The 24,026-nt window shown below is 51.1% G+C and carries 22 protein-coding genes; 6 read left to right on the forward strand and 16 right to left on the reverse strand.

Features of this window, described 5'->3' with window-relative positions:
• Window positions 1-25 precede the first annotated feature (25 nt).
• The gene (locus tag FLT43_RS10565) at window positions 26-328 is read left to right on the forward strand and encodes a hypothetical protein (protein WP_087444927.1); all 303 of its coding nucleotides are present in this window, start codon (window positions 26-28) and stop codon (window positions 326-328) included.
• Window positions 329-728: 400 nt separating this feature from the next.
• Here the strand turns inward: FLT43_RS10565 and treR are convergent, their stop codons facing one another.
• The 4 genes from treR to FLT43_RS29680 all read right to left on the reverse strand — a co-directional run bounded on the left by treR (window position 729) and on the right by FLT43_RS29680 (window position 5,526).
• Complete coding sequence (gene treR / locus FLT43_RS10570) at window positions 729-1,463, reverse strand: trehalose operon repressor (protein ID WP_087444926.1); 735 nt, start codon at window positions 1,461-1,463, stop codon at window positions 729-731.
• 141 nt (window positions 1,464-1,604) lie between these two features.
• Window positions 1,605-3,296, reverse strand: coding sequence for an alpha,alpha-phosphotrehalase (treC, locus tag FLT43_RS10575; protein ID WP_087444925.1), 1,692 nt, complete (start codon window positions 3,294-3,296; stop codon window positions 1,605-1,607).
• A 75-nt stretch (window positions 3,297-3,371) separates the two neighbouring features.
• The gene (gene treP, locus FLT43_RS10580) at window positions 3,372-4,793 is read right to left on the reverse strand and encodes a PTS system trehalose-specific EIIBC component (RefSeq protein ID WP_087444924.1); all 1,422 of its coding nucleotides are present in this window, start codon (window positions 4,791-4,793) and stop codon (window positions 3,372-3,374) included.
• A 610-nt stretch (window positions 4,794-5,403) separates the two neighbouring features.
• On the reverse strand, window positions 5,404-5,526 hold the full coding sequence (locus FLT43_RS29680; protein WP_208620102.1) for a YjcZ family sporulation protein: 123 nt from the start codon (window positions 5,524-5,526) through the stop codon (window positions 5,404-5,406).
• Window positions 5,527-5,798: 272 nt separating this feature from the next.
• On the opposite strand from FLT43_RS29680, the gene FLT43_RS10585 reads away from it, so the two are divergent.
• The 4 genes from FLT43_RS10585 (at window position 5,799) to FLT43_RS10600 (ending at window position 9,109) form a co-directional block, all read left to right on the forward strand.
• Window positions 5,799-6,986, forward strand: coding sequence for an MFS transporter (locus FLT43_RS10585; RefSeq protein WP_087445426.1), 1,188 nt, complete (start codon window positions 5,799-5,801; stop codon window positions 6,984-6,986).
• A gap of 150 nt (window positions 6,987-7,136) precedes the next feature.
• Window positions 7,137-7,931: a fumarylacetoacetate hydrolase family protein gene (locus FLT43_RS10590; RefSeq protein WP_087444923.1), complete on the forward strand. Its 795-nt coding sequence runs from the start codon at window positions 7,137-7,139 to the stop codon at window positions 7,929-7,931.
• On the forward strand, window positions 7,928-8,689 hold the full coding sequence (locus FLT43_RS10595) for a fumarylacetoacetate hydrolase family protein (protein WP_087444922.1): 762 nt from the start codon (window positions 7,928-7,930) through the stop codon (window positions 8,687-8,689). The genes FLT43_RS10590 and FLT43_RS10595 overlap by 4 nt, the downstream gene beginning before the upstream one ends.
• A gap of 33 nt (window positions 8,690-8,722) precedes the next feature.
• Entirely contained in the window at window positions 8,723-9,109 is a 387-nt protein-coding gene (locus FLT43_RS10600; RefSeq protein ID WP_087444921.1) for a 5-carboxymethyl-2-hydroxymuconate Delta-isomerase, read from the forward strand.
• Between the two features lie 538 nt (window positions 9,110-9,647).
• Here FLT43_RS10600 and FLT43_RS10605 read toward each other — a convergent pair.
• The 12 genes from FLT43_RS10605 to FLT43_RS10660 all read right to left on the reverse strand — a co-directional run bounded on the left by FLT43_RS10605 (window position 9,648) and on the right by FLT43_RS10660 (window position 22,375).
• On the reverse strand, window positions 9,648-11,066 hold the full coding sequence (locus tag FLT43_RS10605) for an aldehyde dehydrogenase family protein (RefSeq protein ID WP_174818224.1): 1,419 nt from the start codon (window positions 11,064-11,066) through the stop codon (window positions 9,648-9,650).
• A gap of 19 nt (window positions 11,067-11,085) precedes the next feature.
• Complete coding sequence (hpaD, locus tag FLT43_RS10610; RefSeq protein ID WP_087444919.1) at window positions 11,086-12,069, reverse strand: 3,4-dihydroxyphenylacetate 2,3-dioxygenase; 984 nt, start codon at window positions 12,067-12,069, stop codon at window positions 11,086-11,088.
• A 26-nt stretch (window positions 12,070-12,095) separates the two neighbouring features.
• On the reverse strand, window positions 12,096-13,565 hold the full coding sequence (hpaB, locus tag FLT43_RS10615; RefSeq protein ID WP_087444918.1) for a 4-hydroxyphenylacetate 3-monooxygenase, oxygenase component: 1,470 nt from the start codon (window positions 13,563-13,565) through the stop codon (window positions 12,096-12,098).
• Between the two features lie 51 nt (window positions 13,566-13,616).
• Complete coding sequence (gene hpaE, locus FLT43_RS10620) at window positions 13,617-15,116, reverse strand: 5-carboxymethyl-2-hydroxymuconate semialdehyde dehydrogenase (protein ID WP_087444917.1); 1,500 nt, start codon at window positions 15,114-15,116, stop codon at window positions 13,617-13,619.
• A 30-nt stretch (window positions 15,117-15,146) separates the two neighbouring features.
• On the reverse strand, window positions 15,147-16,076 hold the full coding sequence (gene hpaI / locus FLT43_RS10625) for a 2,4-dihydroxyhept-2-ene-1,7-dioic acid aldolase (protein ID WP_174818225.1): 930 nt from the start codon (window positions 16,074-16,076) through the stop codon (window positions 15,147-15,149).
• The gene (locus FLT43_RS10630) at window positions 16,073-16,843 is read right to left on the reverse strand and encodes an ABC transporter ATP-binding protein (protein WP_087444916.1); all 771 of its coding nucleotides are present in this window, start codon (window positions 16,841-16,843) and stop codon (window positions 16,073-16,075) included. Before FLT43_RS10630 ends, hpaI begins: the two co-directional genes overlap by 4 nt.
• Window positions 16,843-17,625, reverse strand: coding sequence for an ABC transporter ATP-binding protein (locus FLT43_RS10635; protein ID WP_087444915.1), 783 nt, complete (start codon window positions 17,623-17,625; stop codon window positions 16,843-16,845). Before FLT43_RS10635 ends, FLT43_RS10630 begins: the two co-directional genes overlap by 1 nt.
• Window positions 17,591-18,673, reverse strand: coding sequence for a branched-chain amino acid ABC transporter permease (locus FLT43_RS10640; RefSeq protein ID WP_087444914.1), 1,083 nt, complete (start codon window positions 18,671-18,673; stop codon window positions 17,591-17,593). The genes FLT43_RS10635 and FLT43_RS10640 overlap by 35 nt, the downstream gene beginning before the upstream one ends.
• 9 nt (window positions 18,674-18,682) lie before the next feature.
• Window positions 18,683-19,564, reverse strand: coding sequence for a branched-chain amino acid ABC transporter permease (locus tag FLT43_RS10645; protein ID WP_087444913.1), 882 nt, complete (start codon window positions 19,562-19,564; stop codon window positions 18,683-18,685).
• Between the two features lie 34 nt (window positions 19,565-19,598).
• Entirely contained in the window at window positions 19,599-20,798 is a 1,200-nt protein-coding gene (locus FLT43_RS10650; RefSeq protein ID WP_087444912.1) for an ABC transporter substrate-binding protein, read from the reverse strand.
• A 211-nt stretch (window positions 20,799-21,009) separates the two neighbouring features.
• Window positions 21,010-21,480 carry a flavin reductase family protein gene (locus FLT43_RS10655; protein WP_087444911.1) on the reverse strand — a complete coding sequence of 157 codons (471 nt, stop codon included), beginning with the start codon at window positions 21,478-21,480 and terminating at the stop codon, window positions 21,010-21,012.
• A 226-nt stretch (window positions 21,481-21,706) separates the two neighbouring features.
• The gene (locus tag FLT43_RS10660) at window positions 21,707-22,375 is read right to left on the reverse strand and encodes a GntR family transcriptional regulator (RefSeq protein WP_087445424.1); all 669 of its coding nucleotides are present in this window, start codon (window positions 22,373-22,375) and stop codon (window positions 21,707-21,709) included.
• Window positions 22,376-22,692: 317 nt separating this feature from the next.
• On the opposite strand from FLT43_RS10660, the gene FLT43_RS10665 reads away from it, so the two are divergent.
• On the forward strand, window positions 22,693-23,961 hold the full coding sequence (locus FLT43_RS10665; protein ID WP_087444910.1) for an esterase/lipase family protein: 1,269 nt from the start codon (window positions 22,693-22,695) through the stop codon (window positions 23,959-23,961).
• Window positions 23,962-24,026: the final 65 nt, after the last annotated feature.

Here is a 24,026-nt window from a genome sequence, read left to right on the forward strand (position 1 = left end):
GCGGGACAACGGGGAGATGTGACGAATGCGGGGTGTGGAGACGGACGCGGGACGAGCGGCAGAAGAGGGGGAGGCAGCGAGTCCTGCATATGTGCAGGAATTTACGCGATTTCAACAGCGATCTGATGCCATTCCTGCAAAAAAACTGCACCATTTCCCTAGATACGTCTATCCGGCAGGCGAAATCCGCAAAACTGCACGATTTCTCCAGACACGCCTATTCGGTAAGCGAAATCCTGCGCAAATACAGCAATTCGATATGGGCGACTTTCCCAGAAAGGGAATCCTGCAAAACCGCAGCAATTTCACCCGTTTCGCCTCAGCTTGAAGCACAAGGGCCTAAAATGATGTAGATTTGCAGCAATTCCTCGGGATGTGGACTCATTGAGCCGAAATTCCTGTAAAATAGCAGCAATTCCCTCCACACATTCAAGCCCCAGGAGGCAACGATGCCTCCATCTCGTCTCTCAGAAGAAAAAATCGATTTAAAACGCTATGGGTGGCGAGTTTTGCTTAGGTAAATGGACATCTCCACCCTTCGTAAAAAACAGGGGTTTTCACCAGCCTGGGTATTGCAGGAATTCCTTTAACGGAGGGACCTTCACCAGGGAAAACTGTAATTTCGCAGTTTTTTTGGCAAATCGAGCTGTGAGAAGCAAGCGGGGTTGTCTCAGTGCAGCTAAACACTGCCATTGGACAACCCCTGCATGCCTGGAGCTGGCTGCCGATCACTTGAACGGCAAACCGATATGTTCGCGTCTGGCGAAATCGACAAACCTGAATTTATCGGGCCGATGCCGCGACTCAGTATACTGCAACAAGGCGGTATCATTCAAATAGACATGGTTCCTGACGACGACGACATACGTGTGTTCGCCTAAATCCATGTATTCGCGATCGGCCTCGGTCGCCTGCTCCACCGTGATTTCTTTTTTGGCGAAGCTAATGACAAGTCCCAGCTGCGACTCGAAATACGCGTAAAGCGAATGCTCCACAATATCTTTCGTAATCGTGGGGACAAATTCTTTATTGACGTAATCGATATCTAAAATAATCCTCTCGCCGGCGATTTCTCTGGATCGGACAATTTTCCATACTTCCGCTTTACTGTTGATTTTAAGCTCCTTCTGAATAAAGCTATCCGGCTTGGCAAGGACCAACTCATGGACAATCGTTCGCCATTCCTTCCTTGACCGGTTAGCGATTTCCTTGAAGCTGACCAACCCCGAGATGGGAAAATTGAATTTCTCGATATCCAAGACGACAGAGCCTTTTCCTCTTACCTTGTGGATATAGCCGTTCTGCGACAATTGGTTCAACGCCTTGCGAATCGTCTCGCGAGAAGCATCGTACATCTTGGCTAATTCATGCTCCGAAGGCAGCAAACTATTGGATTTCAATTCGCCGGTTTGAATTTTTTTGGCGAGATCATAATAAATCCCTGAAAATTTATTGTTTCTCATTCCATTTCTCACCATTTCTCCAATAGCATAATCATCATTATAAGCATATATCCTTTTATTCCATTAAGCAACGGATGACACGCTTGGACGAGCGGTTGACGTCCTGTCTAAGCTAAAGCTTGCTTCGGGTTGGCCTTATTCTTACTCTCCCCTCCAATAATAAACGACGGACTCGTAAGGCCGCAGTTGCAGCGCCCGGAAATCTTCCGGCGAGCCGGCATAATTGGATAGTAAAATGCTGCCTTTCCCGTGCTCAGGTGACATTCCAATCTCGTCGGCTGTGAGCGTAACCGGTTCGCGGTAAAAGTTATTGACGACGAGAAGCGTTTCATTTTGCCATTGTCGCGCATAAGCAAATACCTGTTCATGTTCCGCAAGCAGCAGCCGATAATCTCCATAGGTGAGAATGTCATATTGTTTGCGCAGTTGTATTAGTTTTTGATAATGATAAAAAATCGATTCCCGATCTTGTAACGCAGCCTCCACGTTGATCTCCGGATAATTGGGAGCCGCTTGAATCCAAGGCATGCCTTTCGTGAATCCCCCGTGGGCGCTGCAATTCCATTGCATCGGCGTTCTCGAATTATCGCGAGATTTCTGCTTTAATATGTCCATGATCGTGTCATGGCTTTTTCCCTGTTCCCGCAGCATGTTATACATATTTAGCGATTCGACATCACGATAATCCGCCAGATGATGGAATTCCGGATTCGTCATCCCGATTTCTTCGCCCTGATATATAAAAGGCGTCCCTTGCATCATATGAATCGTTGTTCCCAGCATTTTGGCGGCTTCCACCCGATACTCGCCGCTGTCGCCGAATCGCGATACAATGCGCGGCTGATCATGGTTGCACCAGAACAACGCGTTCCAGCCTCCGCCGGCATGCATGCGAATTTGCCATTCCGACAAGATTTGCTTCAATTTGATAAAATCAAAATCGGATTTCGCCCATTTCTCGCCTCCCGGATAATCGACCTTGAGATGGTGGAAGTTAAAGGTCATATTTAATTCCTGCCGCTCGGGATTCGTATACTTAATGCATTCCTCGATCGAGGTGGAAGACATCTCCCCGACCGTCATCGTGTCATGCCGGGCAAACACTTCAAGATTCATTTCATGCAAATATTCATGAATACGAGGTCCGTCCGTGTAATATTTGCGGCCGTCCGCCTGCGCATGCTCGCCAGTGTCATTCGGGAAATTCTGATCTTTCGAAAGCAGATTAACGACATCCAGACGGAAGCCGTCGACTCCTTTGGCGAGCCAAAAATTCATCATTTGATACACTTCCTGACGCACGTCCGTGTTTTCCCAGTTGAGATCCGCCTGAGTGACGTCAAAAAGATGCAAATAATACTGCTTCGTCTTGTCATCGTATTTCCACGCGCTTCCGCCGAATTTCGACTGCCAATTGTTCGGCGGTTCCTGCCCGTTAGCCGGTTCTCTCCATATATAGTAATCCCGGTATGGATTATCGAGGGAAGTGCCTGACTGTTGAAACCACGAATGCTCCGTCGAGGTATGGTTCACTACAATGTCCATGATCACCTTTATTTCCCTGCGGTGAGCTTCGTCTAATAGCTTGTCGAAGTCCTCCATCGTTCCATATTGCGGATTAATCGCGTAATAATCGCTGATATCATAGCCATTGTCTTTTTCAGGCGACACATAAATCGGGGTTAGCCAGATCACATCCACGCCCAGTTCGTGAAGATAATCCAATTTGGCGATAATCCCGTTAATATCTCCAAGACCGTTGCCTGTCGTATCCAGAAAACTTTTCGGATAGATTTGATAGACGGCCGCTCTTTTCCACCAAGGTTCTTGCATCGTTACACTCCTCTACTGTAATCCGCTCAAATGCCTGCATGAATGCCTGCGCACTCGCCCATTCTTGTCTGACTCTTACTTTTCGGTTCCTTTTACTTTGGCAAACAGAAGGGTCAGCACAAACGGGACGGCAACGGCGATGCCCATAGCTATAAAGTAAATGCCCCAAAAGTCAGTGAAGATAGACAAAAATGCCGGAATACCGCCAATTCCGATCGAAGAAGCCGTGACATGCTTCCAGGCGACCAGCATGCCCGCACAAGCCGCGCCGATCATAGCGCTGATAAAAGGAAACTTAAAGCGTATATTCACGCCGAACATCGCAGGTTCCGTCACGCCCAGGAAGGCGGAAATGCCCGAGGTGAGCGCCGTCCCTCGCAATTTATCGTCTTTGCTGGCGAACATCATCGCAAGCGCCGCCGCTCCTTGTGCGATATTGGACATGACAATCACCGGCCACAGGTAGGTTGTGCCGATACTCGATATCAACTGCAAATCAAGCGCCAGGAACGTATGGTGCATCCCCGTCATGACAAGCAATGCGCCGATTCCAGCATAGATAAACCCTGCCAGCCAGCCGAAGTGATGGAACATCGCGACGACGGCATCGCTAATGGCGTTGCCGATCTGAAACGTAACCGGCCCGATAACCGCAAATGTAATAAAACCGGTAACCAGCAGCGCGATGGGCGCCACCAGCAGCAATTGAATCGAATCAGGAATGCGTTTTCTTAACAAGAGTTCAATTCGGGCAAGCAAATAGGATGAGAGCAAGACAGGAATGACTTGACCCTGATAACCGATTTTATTGATAGACAATCCAAACAGATCCCAGCGAGGAATGTCTCCGCTGCTTAACGCATCGCTGGCAGGGGCGAGACTCGGGTGAATGAGCATCAACCCTAGCACAATGCCGAGCAGCGGGCTTCCGCCGAAGCGCTTCACTGCAGACCATCCAATCAGTCCCGGCAAGAAGGTAAATGCCGTGCTCGCAATCAAGCTGACAATGTCGGCAAATCCTTCCCAGGCCGGATAAACTTCAATCAACGACTTTTCTGCGTAAAAAATGCCCGGTCCCACCAGTAAATTATTGAGTCCAAGCAGCAAACCGGATGTGACAATGGCGGGAAGGAGCGGAATAAAAATATCCCCCAGCACCTTTACGAATCGTTGCAGCGGATTTATTTTTCTCGCTTCCCCGGCTGGCGCTGTCCCCTGTGCCGGAGCGGGTGCGGAAGTCCCTGCCATTCCTGCGATTTGCACCAATTCCTTATGCACTCTATCCACGATTCCCTGGCCAATGACAACTTGGAACTGACCATTCGTGGAAAAGCTGCCTTTCACTAAGTCATTCTGGTCGAGCGCTTCTTTATTGACTTTCCCCTCATCCTTCAAGGAAAATCGCAGTCTGGTAATACAGTGTATAACATCTGAAATATTGTCCGAGCCTCCAACAGCCTCAATAATCTGTTCCACGGACTTTCTCTTTATTGCCATCGCTAGCTCCTCCAAAACTCTATGATGCGGTATATATATTGCTACAAAAATATCCAACTGTCCAATCGGAGCATCGTTTTTCATGGTGATCGCATTCCGCGATCTTATCGTGAATCATTTCACTTCCCTTGCCTCGCTCTGTCTTCCATTTTTCACATACATCATGTCATCTATCCATCTAGTAACGCTTACAATCTCCTTTCTTCACATAACTTGTATATACAAATTACAGGGAAATAATATCATGTATATACATGTTGGTCAACCGCCGAATAGGAGTCTGCCTTCAAAAAAAGCTTCCGCTATGGGTAGAGGTTACTCCTTCAAGACAGAACCTTTCCGTCTTATAAATGATTTTCGGGTAACACTTTGCCGCCTCTGTTTTAGTAGGCATGCTAATGAAGATCATAGATACGCTCAAAATAATTCCAGTTATTTCATGCAACCAAATAAAAAAGGAGCCCCATCAGCACAATGCCAGCAGAGCTCCTTTTCACCGGTTCCTCCGGATCTGTGTACAGTATACCAAATAAAATAGCCCTGCCTCTTCAGCAGGGCATGTAATGAAGCTGCTCCATGGGTATAGACGCAGGTCTTGCCAATGATCTTACTAGTAGATAAATCCACGAGAAATAATGACAAGCAAGATAAACAGAACCAAGATTACACCAATAGAAGTAAAGCCTCCGAATCCACATGAGAAGCCTCCAACACCTCCAACAACACCGCTCATAAGCCAACCTCCTCTCTCCTAGGTACTCATATGATATGAAATGAGCCGAGTTTTGACTTGGCTTGGACCCAGTAAGAGAAAATTAGGCTTTGTCCCCTAGCGTAAAATGCCGAGGATCAGGCGTGCCCGCGCGCGGATAACCGGCGGCAGGCACATAAGTTCGCCTGTGGGAAAAAATTAATTGTTGTGTTCTTTCACCTAGGTTACTATAATGGTAGTAACTTTTTTAATCCTGCAGATTGGAGTTGTTTCCTTTGAATTTCCGGGTATATATGCTGGCGGTCGCCGCCTTCGTCGTCGGCACGGTGGAGCTGATTATCGGAGGGCTGCTTGACCAGATCGCAACCGACCTCGGCATTACGGTCAGTGCTGCAGGCCAGTTAATCACGATCTTCTCCGTCGCCTTCGCCATATCCGCGCCGATATTGATGAACGTGACCGCGCGGTTCGAACGGAAGAAGCTGTACTTATTCTTTTTGCTCGTCTTTATGCTGTCCAATCTGATTGTCGCCTTCAGCTCCGATTACGGGGCGTTGATGGCCGCGCGGGCGCTGTCCGCCGCCAGCGGATCGCTCATTATCGTCCTGTCGGTCACGATCGCGTCGAAGCTGGTGAAGCCCGAGTATAAGGGCCGGGCCATTGGAATTATCTATATGGGCGTCAGCGGCTCGCTCGTGCTCGGCGTCCCGATCGGCATGGTTATCGGTCATGCTTATGGCTGGAGAGCGCCATTCTTGTTCGTCGCGCTGCTTACGGTCGTCGCCATGATTGCGATTTTCTTCTCGCTGCAGCCTGTCGCGCCGTCGCCGGCGGCGCCGCTTCGCGCCCAGTTCGCCTCGCTGAAGAACGCCAAGCTGGTAAGCGGGCATCTGCTGGCCTATTTCATGCTGACCGGCCACCTGACCTTGTATGCGTACTTGACGCCATATCTCCAGGCAACCTATCAATTAAGTCCGGAGATGACGAGCGTCGCCTACTTCCTGTTCGGCATCGCCGCCGTCGCCGGCGGGGGAATCGGGGGCTGGATTGCGGACAAATGGGGCACGAAGCGCTCCATCCTGACCGTCGTAGCCAGCTTCGCCTGCATCATGTTCATCCTGCCCTTCGCGGCCCATCTGCCGTTCTACCTGTTCATGGCGGTGGTCATGATGTGGAGCGCGCTGAGCTGGGCGCTAACTCCGGGACAGCAGAGCTACCTGATGCAGTGCGCGCCCGATACCGCAGACATCCAGCTGAGCCTCAGCTCCTCGGTGCTGCATATGGGCATCGCGACCGGCTCGGTCGTCGGCGGGGCTGTGATCGAGAAGAGCGCCGTCACCTACAACGCCTGGGTCGGCTGCTCCATCGTTCTGATAGCGCTGGCCGTGGCAGTCTATTCCTTGACCCGCCCGTTCCGCGGCAAGGCGGCGGCAGCTCATCAAGCAAGCGCCGGCGCTTCCGCGCCATTAGCTGAATCGTAACCAGAAGCCGCCCCGGGGCAGTGAGCCTCGGGGCGGTGTTATGATCAGGAGGCATATTCACTGCAGAACAATGAAACCATATTGCCCTCTTCAAATCATATATGATATGATATATGAAAACTATTACAAATAGAAACTGAGGCGAAGCACATGGGCAATGCAATGATTAAGCTATGCGGCATGCAGCAGTGGGCGGAGGCAATGGTATATCCGGAGAATAATACGGTCGAACAAAATGGTAAGCGCATTCATTCCTCCAAGCTGGCGTTGGCTACTCCCGTAACCGGCATGATGTACGGAACGCTGCTCAATTACAAGGGAGTGCTTGAAGCACTGGGGAATGCGGTGAATGAACCGCCTTACAACGCCCCCCCTGTCGGCCCGGTCCTGTATATCAAGCCCGCGAATACTCACATCGGGTACGGCTCGGCCATTCCTCTTCCCGCAGATGCCGAACAGGTAGCCATCGGCGCCGCGTTAGGCGTCGTCATCGGCCGCACCGCAACCCGGGTAAGCGAATCCGAAGCGCTTGATTATGTGGCAGGCTACACGATCGTGAATGATGTCCAGATCCCGCATCAGCAACTGTTCCGGCCCGCTATCCGCCACCTGTCGCGGGATGGCTTCTGTCCCGCAGGTCCTTGGGTAATGAAGCCGGAAGCGATCGGCGACCCGCATAATCTGAAGATCCGCGTATATGTGAATGGGGTACTGAAGCAAGAACAGACGACGGCCCGTCTGATTCGCACTATCCCCCGCTTGCTTGTGGAGATTACGGATTTTATGACGTTGAACGCAGGGGATATGCTGCACGTCGGCATTCCCGAGAACGCGCCGCTCGCTGCAGCGGGAGATGTTGTTCGGATTGCAATCGATGGCATCGGCTGCCTGGACAATCCCGTTGTACGTAAGCAGGGGAGAGCCGAAGGAGGAGAAGCAATATGAGACACGCACGCGTCGCTTATTCAGGATCGATTCATCACGCGATAGACTTGGGCGGACGGTTGAAGCTTGATGACGGACGAGAAGTTAGCGAATCGGACGTCGTATGGCTTCCGCCGCTGCAGCCCCGTACGATATTCGCGCTAGGCTTGAATTATGCTGATCATGCCAGAGAACTATCCTTTGCTGCTCCGGCTGAACCGCTTGTGTTCCTGAAGGGACCCAACACATTAATCGGTCATCGCGGGCATACTCGCCGTCCCGCTGACGCCGCTTATATGCATTATGAGTGCGAACTTGCCGTCGTGATCGGCCGTACTGCACGCGCCGTGAAGCAAGAAGAGGCTTACGATTATGTAGCTGGATATACGGTAGCGAATGATTATGCCATCCGCGATTATCTGGAGAACTATTATCGGCCGAATCTGAGGGTCAAGAACCGCGATGCATGCACTCCAATTGGCCCTTGGCTCGTAGATGCCGGCGATGTGCCCGATCCGATGAATTTGACTCTTCGTACCTGCGTGAACGGCGTCTTGACCCAGGAAGGCTCTACCACCGACATGATCTTCAGTATTCCTGCACTTATCGAATATTTGAGCAGCTTCATGACGCTGAAGCAAGGCGATATCATCCTGACCGGCACGCCCGAGGGATTGGTTAACACCGAGATCGGGGATGAAGTGGTTACCGAAATCGAAGGCATTGGCCGGCTAGTGAATACGATAGCGGGCGATGATGTTTTTCATATACAGGTCTGATTCCCTGTGGACAACGATTGAAGGAGGAAGTGTATGCCGCATATTATCGTGGAATATACGAGTAATATTAAAGAGGAAGCCAATATTCCATCCCTATTACAAACGATCCACCATGTGCTCCTCGCACGGCGCGATAGTTTCCCTATCGGAGGGATTCGTTCGCGGGCGATCGAGCTGCATGATTACCTCGTTGCCGATGGCGCGGAAGATGACGCTTTCGTTCACATCACCTTAAAAATTGGCTCCGGCCGTTCGGAACAAGTCAAGCGAAATACATGCGACGCGCTGTTCGATGCGGTCAAGGCCCATTTTTCCCCGTTGTTCGACCAACGATATTTGGCGCTGTCGCTGGAGCTGGCGGAATTTAGCGAAGGCGGCACCTACAAGCATAATAATATTCACGCAAGATATGCAACTTAGCCTGCATCGGCCAGTCAAAAGAGGGTGTCTCATAGGCATTGCATCATGATTGGGGGGTATCGGGTCAATAGAGAACAGGGGTGGTATAAAACGGTATGAGGCAAAGCGGTGGAGGAGGGATGAGGCAGTGAAATGCTGCGTCAGTGCAGCAATTTTCGTCATTTGAGGCGACATTTGATAAAATTACTGCAATAGTACATTATTTACATCGATTTTTGTGTTTTATCTATTTGAAAGTCTGAAATTGATGCCGTTTTGCAGGATTCCCTGGAACGGAGTACACGTCAAAAAGGAAAGGTGCATTATTGCAGTTTTTCGGCGAATCGAGCGTCGAGATTCAGGGGGCTGTCTCACTGTAGTGAAATACTACTTGCGGGACACCCCCTTTCTCGTTCTGATTTGGAGACTCTGCTTCGTCTTTGGAGATTCTACTTCGGATTTGGAGACTCTCGTTCGAATTTGGAGAATCTCCTTCGGCTTGGGAGACTTTCCTTCGGCTTACCCTGTTGAATCCGTCCCCTGATGAGTGAAGCTCACTTTACTTTTTCCAGACGACAAGCTTCATTTCTGTCATCTCTTCTATGGCATATTTAATTCCTTCACGCCCGATCCCGCTCTCCTTCACGCCGCCATACGGCATATGATCAACACGGAAGCTCGGGATGTCGTTAATCATGACGCCGCCGACATGCAGTTGGTCGGCAGCATGCAGCGCTGTATGCACATGCTCCGTATAAATGCCGGCTTGCAGGCCGAAGCGGGATTCATTCACCTGTTGAATCGCCTCGTCAACCGACTTCACCTGATTAATCACGACAATCGGTCCGAACACTTCCTGGCAAGAGACCTTCAGCTTAGACCCCGCCTCCAGAATCACCGTCGGATGCAGCACATTGCCGTCGGCATAGCCGCCAGCTGCAATCGTCGCTCCGGACTGCCTTGCTTCTTCAATCCAATCCAGCAATCGCCGGACATCTTCAGGCGAGATCACGGCCGATACATCCGTAGCAGGGTCAAGCGGATCGCCAATCTGCAGCTGCCGCGTTCGCTGAATGAATTTGTCCACAAATTCATCATATGCCTCTTCATGGACATACACACGCTGCAACGAAATACATACTTGGCCCTGATAAGCAAAAGCGCCTGTGACGGAACGCTCGATCATATCGTCTAACCGAACGCCTTTGTCCACAATAAGCGCCGAATTGGAGCCAAGCTCCAGGGTTACGCGCTTGAGACCGGCCTGATTGCGAATCCCGATGCCAACCGCCGGACTGCCGGTGAACGTAATCATCCGAATCCTGTCGTCTGTCACGATTCGCTCGCCAATGAGGCGGCCGCTGCCGGTCACGACGTTCAAAGCACCGGCCGGCAGTCCGGCCTCCTGCAGCAATTCGGCGATGAACAGGCTCGACAGGGGCGATTGCGAGGCAGGCTTGAGCACCATCGCATTGCCCGCTGCGATCGCCGGGCCTACTTTATGAGCGACCAGATTCATGGGGAAGTTGAACGGGGTAATCGCCCCTATCACTCCAAGAGGTTCTCGCAGCGTATAGGCCAATCTCCCCTCGCCGCTCCTCGATGCGTCCAGCGGCAGTGTTTCCCCGTGTATCCGCTTCGCTTCTTCCGCCGCGAACCGATACGTCTCAATCGTACGCTCCACTTCAAGCATGGCCGTCCTGATCGGCTTGGCCACCTCGAGCGCGAGAAGCCGAGCTGCCTCGCCCGCGCGTGCTTCGAGCAAGCTGGACAAGCGGTCAAGGATTGCCGCGCGCTGATGTGCGGGCATCCTGGCCATGACGATTCTAGCTTCATAAGCAGCTTGGATAGCCTGCTCGATGTCTTCTTCCCCGGCGGCGGGAATCTCCGCAATCACTTCGCCTGAATAGGGAGAACGCAGCATACTGTAATGCTGCGTGTCCACCCATGCACCGTTAATGAACAGTCTTCTCTTCATCTTCGTCACCTGAATATCCTTAGATCAAGTGCTGCGGCTGCCGGGAAGGCAGCGCCGCCGTCAGCAGCTCAGCATGCTCGCCGGTCTCGATATCGACGAATGGCGTCCCTTCATTGAACCAGGATTCCGGTGTCGCGCTTCCCCAGAACGTCTGCCGTCTCGGATCGTGGATGTCCCATTTAATCGGTCCAAGATCAGGATCGCTTGTTAAATAATCTCCATTATACAGTTCAATCCGAATGCCATCGGGATCTCTCAAATAGAGGAAGAAGGCATTAGACAACCCATGTCTGCCGGGTCCGCGTTCAATGCTGCCCTGATAACCAAGCGATGCCAGCACGTCGCACGCATGAATCAGCGCCAACGGATCCGGAAGCCAGAAGCCAACATGATGCAGTCTTGGACCCGGTCCATTCATGAAGGCTTGATCATGTACGTTATGCTTGCGATGCAGCCAAGCTGCGTACAAACTGTCATCTTCGAGCGCCGTATACTCGGAGCAGGCGAAGCCCAGTTCATTGACGAAAAAATCATAGGCCCGGGCCACATCGGAAACAAAGCAATTGACATGGTCAATGCGCTGGATGCGCGCACCCGTATATAAATCATACCGCTGCAGCAATCTTTCCACCTTATCCATCTCCGCGTAGAACTGCAACGGAAGTCCGCTGACATCCTGCACATGCAAAGCCCGGCCCATCGCATGCAGCGTCCCTGGCGGTATCCACCGGGTCGGAAGGCCCCGGGACGCAAAGAGCCGTTCCAGTGCTTCCAGGTCGCTTTCCCGCATGACTTTGTAGCCTAGAGCGACGATTCCCGGCTTGTCCGCTTTGACCAGATGCAAGCAGTGATGGTTATGCTCTTCCAGACCGCGGAGATATAAATTGTTTTCGTCGCTTTCCGTTTCAATGAAGCCCAAGGCATCCACATAAAATTTCCGCGACTGTTCCAGATCCGTAACATTCATAATGACATTTCCGATTCGAATAATGGAGAAATCCAAATCTATCGCCTCCTCACCTCAATGGATTAATGAGTAACAAGTTGCTCGGAACGCTCCAGAAACTCCTTGACCCGATCGACATATTCCTGCTTATCGTAGCCATTGTATAACGCTCCGGCCATTCTTACCGGATCGCCGAAGAAGTACCGTTCATACAAGGTTTGGCGGCTTCCAAAGGCGCTCATGCACACATCCCATGCCAGCCGGTACAGCTTGACGCGATGGTATGCGTCCTGATTCGCAGCCTGCAAATATTTGTCCAGATCTGGCCGAAGCACGGATTGAAAATCCGCCTCGTTCGGAAGCGCCATGAGCCCGCTTGCGCCAAGGAGCTGCATAATCTCTGAAAAACGGGGGTACATCTTCGGGAAATAGTTCCGCGCGGCATTCAGAGGCCCAAAATCAGGGGTCATCACGCCCCAACGATCGAGCTTGGCGTTGGCCTCCGAAGCGGTTAAGAACGCTTTCAATGTTTCCAAGGCAATGATGACTTCCGCCATTTTCTCCTGCACATGCTGGTATTGGCCGATATTAATGGTCTCCACCATCAGCTGAAGGATGCCAAGAATGAATTCGGTTTTCGCTACGTTCTTCGAGACGACCTGGTGTGTCATATGAACCGCGGCGTTGCTGTCCGCATATGCGCGGTTGCAAATATCGGTATTGCCCAGGGCAAAGATTCGATTCCATGGCACCGTCACATCATCGAAGACAACGATCGCGTCCATTTCTTCAAAACGGGAACCGAGCGGGTGATCAAAAGGAGATTTGCCGTAATCGAACGATTCCCGGCATATAAATTTCAATCCAGGCGTGTTGTTCGGAATCGAGAATGCAAATGCATACGGATTCTCCTCTTCCGATTGCTTCAATACCGTTGAGGGAAATACCATAATTTCATCCGTAATCCCGCCCTGGGTCGCAAGCAGGCGGGCGCCGCGAATCACCAAGCCATCGTCATTCTTCCTTACGATTCGAGCCGCGATATAAGGATCGGACAACTGATGAGTCTGGACTCCCCGATTCACTTGCGGCTGAATTAACGTATGGGTAAGCGACAGATCGTTTTCACGAATGTATTCAATATATTGCCGCATATTGTCGGCATACATCGTATCTTGTGCACCGAATATATCTGCTGCCGCGCCATAGGCCATCATCCCCGAATTGATGTAGTCAGGAGAGCGTCCCATCATTCCGCCATTGAACTTGGCCCACTCCTGTATCATGTTTCTTCGTTTCTCCAGATCTTCTCTGGTGCTTGGCTGGAGGAAGGATGTTCCTACCCGCTCCCCTGTTGTTGGAGATACGCAGGTCATGATCTCGATCTTGTCAGGGTCGAATTGCATATCATACAGAGCGGCCTGACTTCTCATCACCCCCCGGAACGCCGGATGCTCGGACACTTTTCCTTGGACTTGCTGTCCGTCAATCCAGACATTGGATTTCGCTGCATCAATGCGGTCAATATATTGTTGACCTGTCTTGGCTGGCATAGAATGACCTCCTTGGCTTCATTCGGATCAGGCAATCTGCCTGTCAGATAACTATCTGGCTGCCTTCTTGCCGAAAGCAGGAATATGTTGTTCATCAAGCGCGACGTGGATAATCTGGGTTTCCGTATAGAAGTCGAACCCGTAATGGCCCCCTTCTCTGCCGATTCCGCTTGCTTTGGTCCCGCCGAACGGCGTGCGCAAATCCCGCACATTTTGGGAGTTAACCCAGACCATCCCGCACTCCAGCTGCTGTGCCATCCGGTGCCCGCGCTTCATATCGTTCGTCCAGACATAACCGGCCAGCCCGTATTTGGAATCATTGGCCATTCTAAGCGCTTCCTCCTCGGTGGAGAAGGGAATGACGGTGAGCACGGGGCCGAATATTTCCTCTTGGGCCACCGTCATTTGATTGTTGGCGTTCAGAATAAGGGTGGGCGCTACATAATTGCCTGCGCTCAGTCCGTCAGGGATCGAAGCGGAGATGACTTCTGCGCCCTCATTCCGCGCTGTGCCGATATAGCGGTTGACATGGTTATAATGTTCGCGGTGAATCAGCGGGCCCACTTCCGTAGCCGGATCTTGCGGATCGCCGACGATAATATTCCGCAATCTGTCCTTCAGCCTGTCAACAAACGGATCATGGATGGATTCGTGAATAAGCAGTCTCGAATTGGCAGTGCACCGCTCTCCGTTGAAGGAGAAAATCTGCCATACGACCGCGTCCAATGCCGTATCCAGATCAGCATCCTCAAATACGATGGCCGGTGACTTGCCACCCAATTCCATCGAGACGCGCTTCAGCGTATCTGAACCGTTCTTAATAATTGCCGACCCGGTCGTCGTCTCCCCCGTGAAAGAAATCAGCTGCACGTCAGGGTGAGCGACTAACGGCGCGCCGCAAGTCTCGCCATATCCATGGACGACATTGAATACGCCTGGAGGCAACCCGGCTTCATGAATAATCTCGGCCAGCTTGTTCGCCGTAAGCGGAGACCACTCGGCCGGCTTCAATACACAAGTATTTCCGGTCGCGAGGGTTGGAGCCACTTTCCAGGTGGCCAGCATGAACGGCGCATTCCACGGTGTAATCAAGCCCGCAACACCGACCGGCTTATGAATCGTATAGTTGATAAACGAGTTGTCCACTTGATACGATTCGCCGACAAGACGCGTCTTGACCATCTCTGCATAGAAGCGGAAATTGGCAGCCGCGCGTTCGGCCTGCTTCTTCGTCTGGGCAATCGGCAACCCGCTATCCAGCGATTCCAGGTACGAGATATCTTCCGCATATTTCTCTATCAGCTCGGCAATTCTGATGATATATTTCATTCGTTCGTTAACGCGCATCGTCCGCCAAGGCCCTTCATCGAACGCTCGGCGCGCTGCCGCCACAGCAAGGCCGATATCCTCGGCGAATCCTTCTGCCACTTCATTGATCGGCACATTGTTGAACGGATTGAGGTTGCTGAATGCGCGGCCAGACACGCTCTCTACGAATTGGCCGTTAATATAATGCAATACGTTGCCGATATGACTCTGTGACTTCTTCATGTCTTCTCTCCTTCCTCTCCGAGTATGTCATCACGAAGACGCATTCATTTGCTTGGTTAAGATCCCGTACTGAACGAGCGTCTCCTCGATTTCCTGACGAAGAGCTTCGGATGGGGGGCCAAGCGGGAGCCTTACTGCCGGATTGATTTTCCCCATCATGCCCAATGCCGTCTTGACAGGTACCGGATTCGTATCCTTGAATAGAACGTCATTCAGCGTCAGCAAATGGTAATGAAGTTCTGCCGCGCCTTCGACATCCCCCGCAGTCCAGCGATTATACAGCTCGGCGACTTCCTTCGGCGCTACGTTCGCTGTGGCTGCAACATGGCCTGCCCCGCCGATCGCCAGCATCGGGTAACACAACAACTCAATCCCTGAATACAGCAGGAAATCCCTTCCACAGCGATGAAGAACCCGGTTCACATGTTCGAAATCTTTGTTGGACTCTTTGATTCCGACAATGTTATCGCAATCTTCTACCAGACGAGCCAGTGTGCTTACCTCCAAATTCACGCCTGTTCGGCCCGGGATATTATACAGAATGATCGGAATATCCACGGAATCGGCAATCGTTCTGAAATGTTGATATAATGCTTGCTGGTTCGGACGATTATAATACGGCACGATGACAAGCGCCGCATCTGCCCCCATCTCTTGGGCAAGCTTCGTCAAGTGCAGCGCTTCCTCATGATTCGTTGATCCCGTGCCCGGAGCAACAGGAACGCGTTGATTGACCGTACGAATGACATGCTCCATAATCATCTCGCGTTCCGCAAGCGTGAGCGAGCTTGGCTCTCCGGTCGTTCCGGTAACCGAAATTCCGTGAGAGCCGGATTCAAGATGCCATTCAATCAAGCCGCTCATCGTCTGCAAATCCACTTGATTATTGCTGTCAAACGGAGTTACAATCGGCGAGATCGAACCTCTCAATCGTTGTTTCATTTCTTTCGCGTTGATCATTTTGCCAACATCCTTTCGTTCTGTATTGGGATTGATTCCGCTTCCGCTGCCCTGCTTTTGCCGAAATACGCGCTTCGAACATCGGGGTGATCCATGATCTCCGCCGCTGCTCCATGCAATGCGATCTCTCCCCGCTCAATGACGCACGCATAATCGGCAACGCCTAGCGCTGCCTTCACATTCTGTTCGACGAGAATGATCGTCGTCCCGATGTCTTGCTTGAGCTGTACAAAAATGTTCATCATGTCAGTGACGATCAGCGGCGCAAGTCCAAGCGAGGGTTCGTCCAGCAGCATTAGAGCGGGGCGGGACATCAAGCCGCGGCCAATCGCCAGCATCTGCTGTTCACCGCCGCTCAACAGGCCTCCCGGACGCGAAAGCATCGTCTTCAGCTTCGGGAACAACTCAAGCACCCGATCAAAGTCTTGCTGGATTCGGCGCTTGTCCTTCCTTCTGCGGTGGTACGCGCCCAGCAACAGATTGTCCTTTACCGACAGGGAGTCAAAGATCTGCCGCCGTTCAGGCACGAGACAAATCCCCTTCGCGACAACCTGCTCCACAGAGAGCCGCGTAATATCAGCGCCTTCGAACATAATCCTTCCTGCCCTTGGTTGGAGCAATCCTGCCAAGGTTCCCAACAGCGTGCTCTTACCGGCTCCATTCGATCCGACGATGGCTAGCAGTTCTCCCTTCCTGACTGTGAATGAAATTCCTTTAAGAGCATGTAAATGGCCGTAATACGTATGCAAGCCCGTTACTTCCAGCATTAGAGCGCGATCTCCTCATCTCCCAAATAAGCGGCTATAACCGCAGGGTTATTGTAGATTTCTTCCGGCGTGCCTTCTCCAATGTTCTTGCCAAAATCAAGCACAACGATATGATCCGCCATCGACATCACGGTTTCCATGTCATGCTCAACAAACAGAAATGTCAACCCTTCTGCCCGCATTCGTTCGATTGTCGTTACCAGCTTCTTGGATTCTTGCGGATTTAAGCCAGCCATCGGCTCATCAAGCAAGATCAGCTTGGGGGCCGATGCCGCAGCCCGGGCGATTTCAAGAAGCCGTTGATTGCCGTAAGGGAGCTTGTCTGCTTCTTCATAGGCATATTCAAGCAATCCTACATTCTCCAGCAGCTTCAGAGCGTTCTCGTGAGTCCTTCTTTCCTCGCGGCTTACCGTAGGCGGCCGGAATGCCGACCGTATCATCCCCGTCTTGAGCTGCGTATGCGCGCCTGTCATCACATTCTCCACAACGGACATATTCCCGAAGATTTGCAGGTTCTGAAATGTTCTCGTTATGCCTAACCTCGCAATTTGCGGAGCTTTCATCCCGGTAATCTCGGTATTCTCCAAAAAGATGCGGCCGCTTGTCAGCGGGAGAATAGCCGTGATCAAATTGAACAGAGTCGTCTTGCCCGCACCGTTCGGGCCAATGACTGCCGTGATTTGCCCTGGATACACGTCAAAGGAAACCGCTTCGACCGCGGCGACTCCACCGAACCATTTCGTTACCTTACACATCCGAAGAAGGGGCGCTCGCGCTGCCATGTCCACTCTCACCTCCCGAAGAACCCGCCAGATGGTCTCGTGCGGCTTGCTTCTTCGCTGCCGGTCTCAGCTTCCTCATCATCTTCCCAATAATAGGCGCCAACCCGCCAGGCATGTAGATTAATATCGCAACAAGCAGCATCCCGAAAAAAATAATGTTGAATTCATCGCTGACATTCGGCAGGAAGAACGGGACGATATCCTTCAACGCTTCGCCGAGCGTTACATAAGCGAGAGCGCCAACGAACCCGCCCCATATACTTGTCCCTCCGCCCAGAACCGACATGATTAGAAATTGAATAGATGCGTTGGAATGAAAGAGCATCGGGTTAATAAACGAAATATAATGGGCATATACGCTTCCGGCAATCGAGGCAAAAACGGAACTCATCACAAATACTTGCAATTTGTATTTCTGGGTATCAATGCCAATCGAAGCGGATGCGATTTCACTGCTCTCAATCGAGCGCAGTGCGCGGCCGACACGGGAATGAATCATGTTCCGAGCAGCCAGAATACCGAGAAGCACCAGGCACCAGACGACGTAATAATATTGAACGTCCGTATCAATCATTAGCCCGAATAGGGATAATGACGGTATATTTAGAAACCCGTCCAGCCCTCCGGTGATCCCCTTGAGCTGCTTGAACAAGGCAAACATAATCATTCCGAACCCGAGCGTGGCGAGCGCCAAGTAATGACCGGTTAATCGGAGGGTAGGGATGCCGACGATATAAGCAATGAGCGCTGCCAGCAATATGCCGACCGCCATGCCTGCCAGCGGCGGCATGCCCAGCTTTACGGTAACGAAAGCAGATGAATAGGCGCCGACTCCATAAAACGCGGCGTGACTCAACGAGATTTGACCTGCATACCCCATTAGCATGCCAAGACCGGTGCCCACCAAAGAATAAAGCCCGATGATGACCAACGTGCTTAGAATATAGGCTGACGGAGAGAAGAGCGGAATGATCGCCAACAGCAAGGCAACAACGGCAATTCCCGTCAAACTCCGATTATATACATTACCTGTTCCCGATTTGATCATGAGGGCCTCCTATACTCGCTTACCTGACATTTTGGCAAACAGGCCGTTAGGCAAAATGAACAACACGAGCAGCAACACCCCAAAAATGACGAGGTCTTTGTAACCGCTGGACCACAACCCTTCCGTGAACGATTCAAGCAAACCGACGATCAAGGCGCCGACAATCGCTGCCGGAGCGTTCGTCAGACCGCCGATCACAGCGGCGATGAACGCCTTCATCCCGAGCATGAGGCCCATCTCGTAAGAGGCGCCGGAGATAGGGGCGATAATAATGCCGCCGATCGCTCCGAGCGCGGCGCTTGCGCTGATCGACAACAGCGACATCTTCTCCGGCTTGATACCCATTAACCGGGCTGCAAAGCGATTGATCACACAGGCGGTTACCGCTTTGCCCATAAATGTGCGCTCAAAGAAAACATACATCGCGATTAAACTAATCATGGCTACCCCGATGGCCCAGAGACTCTGTAATTGAACGACGGCCCCGAACAGGTTGAACGGTTCACCCGGGGTAAAAGGAGGCAGCATCTTCGGATCGGTCCCCCAGATGAAGAGCGCAATCCCGCGGACGGCAATCGCAACGCCGATCGTAATAATAATCATGGCCGAGCCTGTGGAATGTCTGGCCGGGTGAATCGCTGCCCGCTCGAACAGCGCGCCGCTAACCAGTACAATCAGAATGGCCATGATAAATGCCAGCATGCGGGAGACCCCTGCAGCAACGAGCGAAATGGCGATCATGGCCCCAAGCATGGCAAACTCCCCTTGAGCAAAATTCAATACACCAGTAATGTTGTACGTAATGACGAACCCTGTCGCGATTAACGCATAGATACTGCCAATGGTTAATCCCGAAATGATTAATTGAATGATTTGCTCATGGAACCCCATTCGTCATGTCCTCCCCCCAAATCATGTTCGTCCCCTACTGTGTCAATATCCATTTCTTATCTTTGATCTTGATCATCGACAGCGCATCCGGCTTCAGTCCATTATGATTATTGGCCGACATGGTAAAGATTCCGCTCACACCTACAAGGTCCTTCGTCCCGCTTTCCAATTCATCCCGCAGTGCAACCGGGTCCGTGCCTGCCGTCTCAGCCGCTCGCTTAATCATTTCAAATGCATCCCAGACATGACCGCCAAAGGTGCTCGTCTCATATCCGAATTTGTCTTCAAATTGCTTCTTATACTGCTCCAGCACGTTCTTCTGTACATTGTCATCTGCTAGCTGACTGGATACGAGGAGGCTGCCTGCCGGAAACACGATACCTTCTGCAGCATCGCCCGCAAGCTCAATGAATTGGGAATTCGCAATGCCGTGGGACTCAATAAGAGGCAAGTCAATCCCAAGCTCGCGCACGTTCTTCGTTACGATGGCCGACTCCTGTGCCGTGCCCCAGATGATGATGGCTTGCGGATTGGCATTCTTCACACGTGTCAGCATCGGCTTCGCATCGTTCACCGAAGGTTCGAACACATCCTCGATGACAATCGTAATTCCGGCCTCAGACGCCATATTCTTGAATTCTTCATGCGCGCTGGAACCGAAGGAGTTGTCCACATTGAGCCAGGCAATCTTGGTCAGGTTATGTTCTGTGGCATATTGAATGACACGCGGGACGACCAGATCGTCACCCTGGGCTGTTTTGAAAACAAACGGTTTCGTCGGGACATTAATGTTTTTGCTCGCTGCCACGGCGATGAGGGGAACCTTTGCCTTTTCCGCAAGAGGAATGATGGCCAGCGCATTGCCGGATATGGTGCCCCCGATCACAACCGACACGTTGTCCTGCTCCAGCAATTTCTTCATAGTAAGAACGGCTTCGTTCTGATCCGACTTATCGTCATACGTATACAGCTCGATCATCCTGCCGCCAATGCCTCCGGACGCATTGGCTTCTTCAACTAGCATTTTGAGTGTATCCATCTGAGGCTTGCCAAGGGTGGAGGCTCCTCCCGACACGGAGAACAAGCCGCCGATTTTAATCGTGTCTGAACCGTGTGCCGAGGAATTCGATGGCGAATGGCCTGCGGAAGATATCCGGTTGGCATCCCCTCCCCCGCAACCTGACAGAACGAATACAAGCAGCAAGCTGATGAATATGGACCAACTCTTCCTCATAGAAATCCTCCCATATTCCGAATTGCGAGCAGATACTTTTCTCGACATCAACATCTCGTCATCAGGGCGCATAGCTCTCGAAGTTAGCAGCCACTCGATGGTATAAGCTTATTGGTAGATTGCGGTTGATACGTAACAAGCTGAACGAAACTGTAATTGTGACGGTCGTTCTAGATGAGGGAGACTTACAAAGGCGGGACGGCCATTGAGTTTAGAGCGATGAGGCTTGCAGCATTCGATAGTTGCCGCCAAAAAATAATAAGGGTTCAAGCTCATGTGTCGTTATATGATTAACCTTCCCGATAAATAAAGTGTGGTCGCCGGCGGCATGCGCATCATACACGTCACAGACAAGCGCCGCAAGAGAATTGGGCAGGACGGGCATATCGTTCACCAACGTAAATTCAATTTCCCGCCGCTCCTTCGCCTGACCCGCAAAATATACCGACATTTCTTTCTGTTCCTGACTCAGGACACTAACGGCAAATGCTCCGGATTCTTTCATCGTTTCAAGCATTTTGGCGTTCTTGCTTATCGACACCAAAATCAACCTGGGATCCAAAGATACCGATACGAAAGCGTTTGCAGTCATGCCGTGAACTTCCCCTTGCAAGCATGTCGTGATGACGGTGACGCCCGTGGCAAACTTACCCATGGCCCTTCGAAAAGCTTTATCGTCCATTCCAAAACCTCCCATACTTTAGAATGAGTTCATTCTACAATAAATCATATATGATTTCAACTAATATACTATATTTTATTTTATATTTTAATATATTATATAATTGATTGATCATATATCTATTGATGTGTGATGCTTAATCTCGCAACCTTCCAAACCGATCCGAATATATTCTCCTGATAGAAAAAAAAGGAGTGCTGATTAAGCACCCCAAAAGGTCCTGCGGCTACGTATCCAGTACGATATCCGAATCTTTGCGCTCCTTAAAAGCTTTGACGGTATTGAGCTTATGCTGCCGCACGAATTGTTCATCAAGGTTCTGTTCCTTGATCATCGCGATCATCTGTTCATGCTCTTTTATCGATTCCTTGGCACGCTTGGGCATAAAGGGAAAACCGGATTTGCGAACTCGACTGAGACGATCCCAGCATTGACGTATTTGTTCCTTCAAATACTCATTCTCGCAATTGTCGATCAGGACATCATGGAATTTACGATTCAATTCACTGAATTGTTCAAACTCAAATTCATACAATGCATCGCTCATGCTGTGGTTAATCTGTTCCAGAAGCCGAATGCCATCCGGATTCATTCGCTTGGCACTAAGTGAAGACGCATATCCTTCAAGGACTGCCAACACGGCCAATGTCTCCATATATTCTTCTTCGTTGATTTTACTGACTATCGCGCCGCTGTATGGCTTGTATTGGATTAAGCCATCGGCTTCGAGCTGGCGAATCGCTTCCCGGACGGGAATAATGCTAAGTTTAAGCTCTTTGGCAATCTGATCAATCACGATGCGATAGCCGGATCCGAACACGCCGTTCACAATTTGCGAGCGAATGTAATCATAAGCTAACTGTTTCTTATTTACACTTGGTTTTGTCGTTTTCATATGATAATCATAAATAATATCATATATGATTTCAAGTGCTTTGTATAAGATAAGCGCCACATCACCCCTCCTTGCACCAGGATGAAAGCTGCGTTAAGCTGGATTCAATGAGTTGTAATTTATGGTTTCATATGGTAAATATGTATATAGAACATAATATCCTTGCCGCCACACCACGTTACACCGACCCGCCATGCATACTCGCATCAGGAGTTCCATTGATGTCTTCATGAATCCAGCAGCAGTGCAGCAGAAAATGAGACGTACATTTGCAAACAACCCCATTGAAAGCGATTACAATATGAAGGAGGCTGTTTATGATCCGCAAACTGTCACTTTATGTGGCGCTCTTCTTTCTTCTATTCTACTCTATTTTTCTTGTCGGCTTGCCGTCTGCCCGCGCACAGGCCACACATGCCAACAATGATTACCCCATCATTCTCGTCCATGGATTTGGCGGCTGGGGAAGAGACGAGATGTTTGGATTTAAATACTGGGGCGGCTTCGGCGATATTCAAGAGAAGCTGCGTAAAGACGGGTATTCCGTCTTCACGGCCACGGTAGGAACGGTATCTAGCAATTGGGACCGCGCCTGCGAGTTATATGCGCAGATTAAGGGAGGCACCGTAGATTACGGCAAAGCCCACTCGGAAATGTACGGTCATGCGCGCTATGGAAGGACGTATGAAGGTCTGTATCCGGAATGGGGAGAGATCGACCCGGATACGGGGCAGCCGAGGAAGATTCATCTGATCGCACATAGCATGGGGGGACAAACCGCACGGATGCTGGTTCATCTGCTGGAGAACGGAGACGCCGCCGAGCGCGATGCTGCCGCTGCATCTGAGCTATCGCCCTTATTTAGCGATCGGCCGCTGCCGCATGTAAGCAGCCTCGTGTCCATCGCCACGCCGCATGACGGCACCAGCTTCACGCACTTCGTTGAAGGAGTCGCGCCCTATACCCACCAGTTGATAGGCCTGGTTGCCGCAGCCGTCGGCAACTTCGAACACCCTCTATATGATTTCAAATTGGATCAATGGGGGTTGAAACGATTGCCCGATGAATCATGGCTCCGTTATTCCAAACGCGTCATAAACAGCGAATTCTGGACGCTATCGAAGGACAGCTCGCAATGGGATCTAAGCCCTGACGGGGCCAAAGAGTTGAACGAGCGGGTACAGGCCCAGTCCCGCGTCTACTACTTCTCGATCGCAGCCAACAACTCCTATCGGGTGCCGCTACTGGGCTGGCATGTGCCGAAAACGTTCATGAATCCGTTTTTATTGCCGTCCAGCTTTTTTGTCGGCTCCTTTACCTATCATGCCCCGGGGCATGTCACCATCGATCGGACATGGTGGCCGAATGATGGCCTGGTCAACACGATTTCAATGAACGGGCCGAAAAACGGGTCAACCGATCATATCGTGGCTTACCACGGAAAGCCGCAGCGCGGCAAATGGAACTATATGGGCCTCATGAATTCCTGGGATCATCTCGACGTGGTGGGACTGGGGATGAAGCCAACGGATGATTTTTTTCGCAACGTAGCGAAAATGGTCGCGGGTTTGCCTGTTGGGGATTGAGGGAACCCAAAACAAAAACCTTGATCGGCACAAAGCCAATCAAGGTCCATGAACAAGTAACAATT

Origin of the sequence: Paenibacillus thiaminolyticus (genome assembly GCF_007066085.1) — a bacterium.
Taxonomy (GTDB): Bacteria; Bacillota; Bacilli; order Paenibacillales; family Paenibacillaceae; genus Paenibacillus_B; species Paenibacillus_B thiaminolyticus.

Bases quoted from the DNA above. Each gene is read 5' to 3' on its own strand.
- FLT43_RS10590 (WP_087444923.1), top strand. From the start codon at position 7,137: ATGGGCAATGCAATGATTAAGCTATGCGGCATGCAGCAGTGGGCGGAG.
- FLT43_RS10630 (WP_087444916.1), bottom strand. From the start codon at position 16,843: ATGCTGGAAGTAACGGGCTTGCATACGTATTACGGCCATTTACATGCT.
- FLT43_RS10645 (WP_087444913.1), bottom strand. From the start codon at position 19,564: ATGGGGTTCCATGAGCAAATCATTCAATTAATCATTTCGGGATTAACC.
- hpaI (WP_174818225.1), bottom strand. From the start codon at position 16,076: ATGATCAACGCGAAAGAAATGAAACAACGATTGAGAGGTTCGATCTCG.
- FLT43_RS10665 (WP_087444910.1), top strand. From the start codon at position 22,693: ATGATCCGCAAACTGTCACTTTATGTGGCGCTCTTCTTTCTTCTATTC.
- FLT43_RS10595 (WP_087444922.1), top strand. From the start codon at position 7,928: ATGAGACACGCACGCGTCGCTTATTCAGGATCGATTCATCACGCGATA.
- FLT43_RS10650 (WP_087444912.1), bottom strand. From the start codon at position 20,798: ATGAGGAAGAGTTGGTCCATATTCATCAGCTTGCTGCTTGTATTCGTT.
- FLT43_RS10600 (WP_087444921.1), top strand. From the start codon at position 8,723: ATGCCGCATATTATCGTGGAATATACGAGTAATATTAAAGAGGAAGCC.
- FLT43_RS10585 (WP_087445426.1), top strand. From the start codon at position 5,799: ATGCTGGCGGTCGCCGCCTTCGTCGTCGGCACGGTGGAGCTGATTATC.
- FLT43_RS10660 (WP_087445424.1), bottom strand. From the start codon at position 22,375: ATGAAAACGACAAAACCAAGTGTAAATAAGAAACAGTTAGCTTATGAT.
- FLT43_RS29680 (WP_208620102.1), bottom strand. From the start codon at position 5,526: ATGAGCGGTGTTGTTGGAGGTGTTGGAGGCTTCTCATGTGGATTCGGA.
- FLT43_RS10640 (WP_087444914.1), bottom strand. From the start codon at position 18,673: ATGATCAAATCGGGAACAGGTAATGTATATAATCGGAGTTTGACGGGA.
- treR (WP_087444926.1), bottom strand. From the start codon at position 1,463: ATGAGAAACAATAAATTTTCAGGGATTTATTATGATCTCGCCAAAAAA.
- FLT43_RS10655 (WP_087444911.1), bottom strand. From the start codon at position 21,480: ATGGACGATAAAGCTTTTCGAAGGGCCATGGGTAAGTTTGCCACGGGC.
- FLT43_RS10605 (WP_174818224.1), bottom strand. From the start codon at position 11,066: ATGAAGAGAAGACTGTTCATTAACGGTGCATGGGTGGACACGCAGCAT.
- hpaB (WP_087444918.1), bottom strand. From the start codon at position 13,565: ATGCCAGCCAAGACAGGTCAACAATATATTGACCGCATTGATGCAGCG.
- treC (WP_087444925.1), bottom strand. From the start codon at position 3,296: ATGCAAGAACCTTGGTGGAAAAGAGCGGCCGTCTATCAAATCTATCCG.
- FLT43_RS10565 (WP_087444927.1), top strand. From the start codon at position 26: ATGCGGGGTGTGGAGACGGACGCGGGACGAGCGGCAGAAGAGGGGGAG.
- treP (WP_087444924.1), bottom strand. From the start codon at position 4,793: ATGGCAATAAAGAGAAAGTCCGTGGAACAGATTATTGAGGCTGTTGGA.
- FLT43_RS10635 (WP_087444915.1), bottom strand. From the start codon at position 17,625: ATGGCAGCGCGAGCGCCCCTTCTTCGGATGTGTAAGGTAACGAAATGG.
- hpaE (WP_087444917.1), bottom strand. From the start codon at position 15,116: ATGAAGAAGTCACAGAGTCATATCGGCAACGTATTGCATTATATTAAC.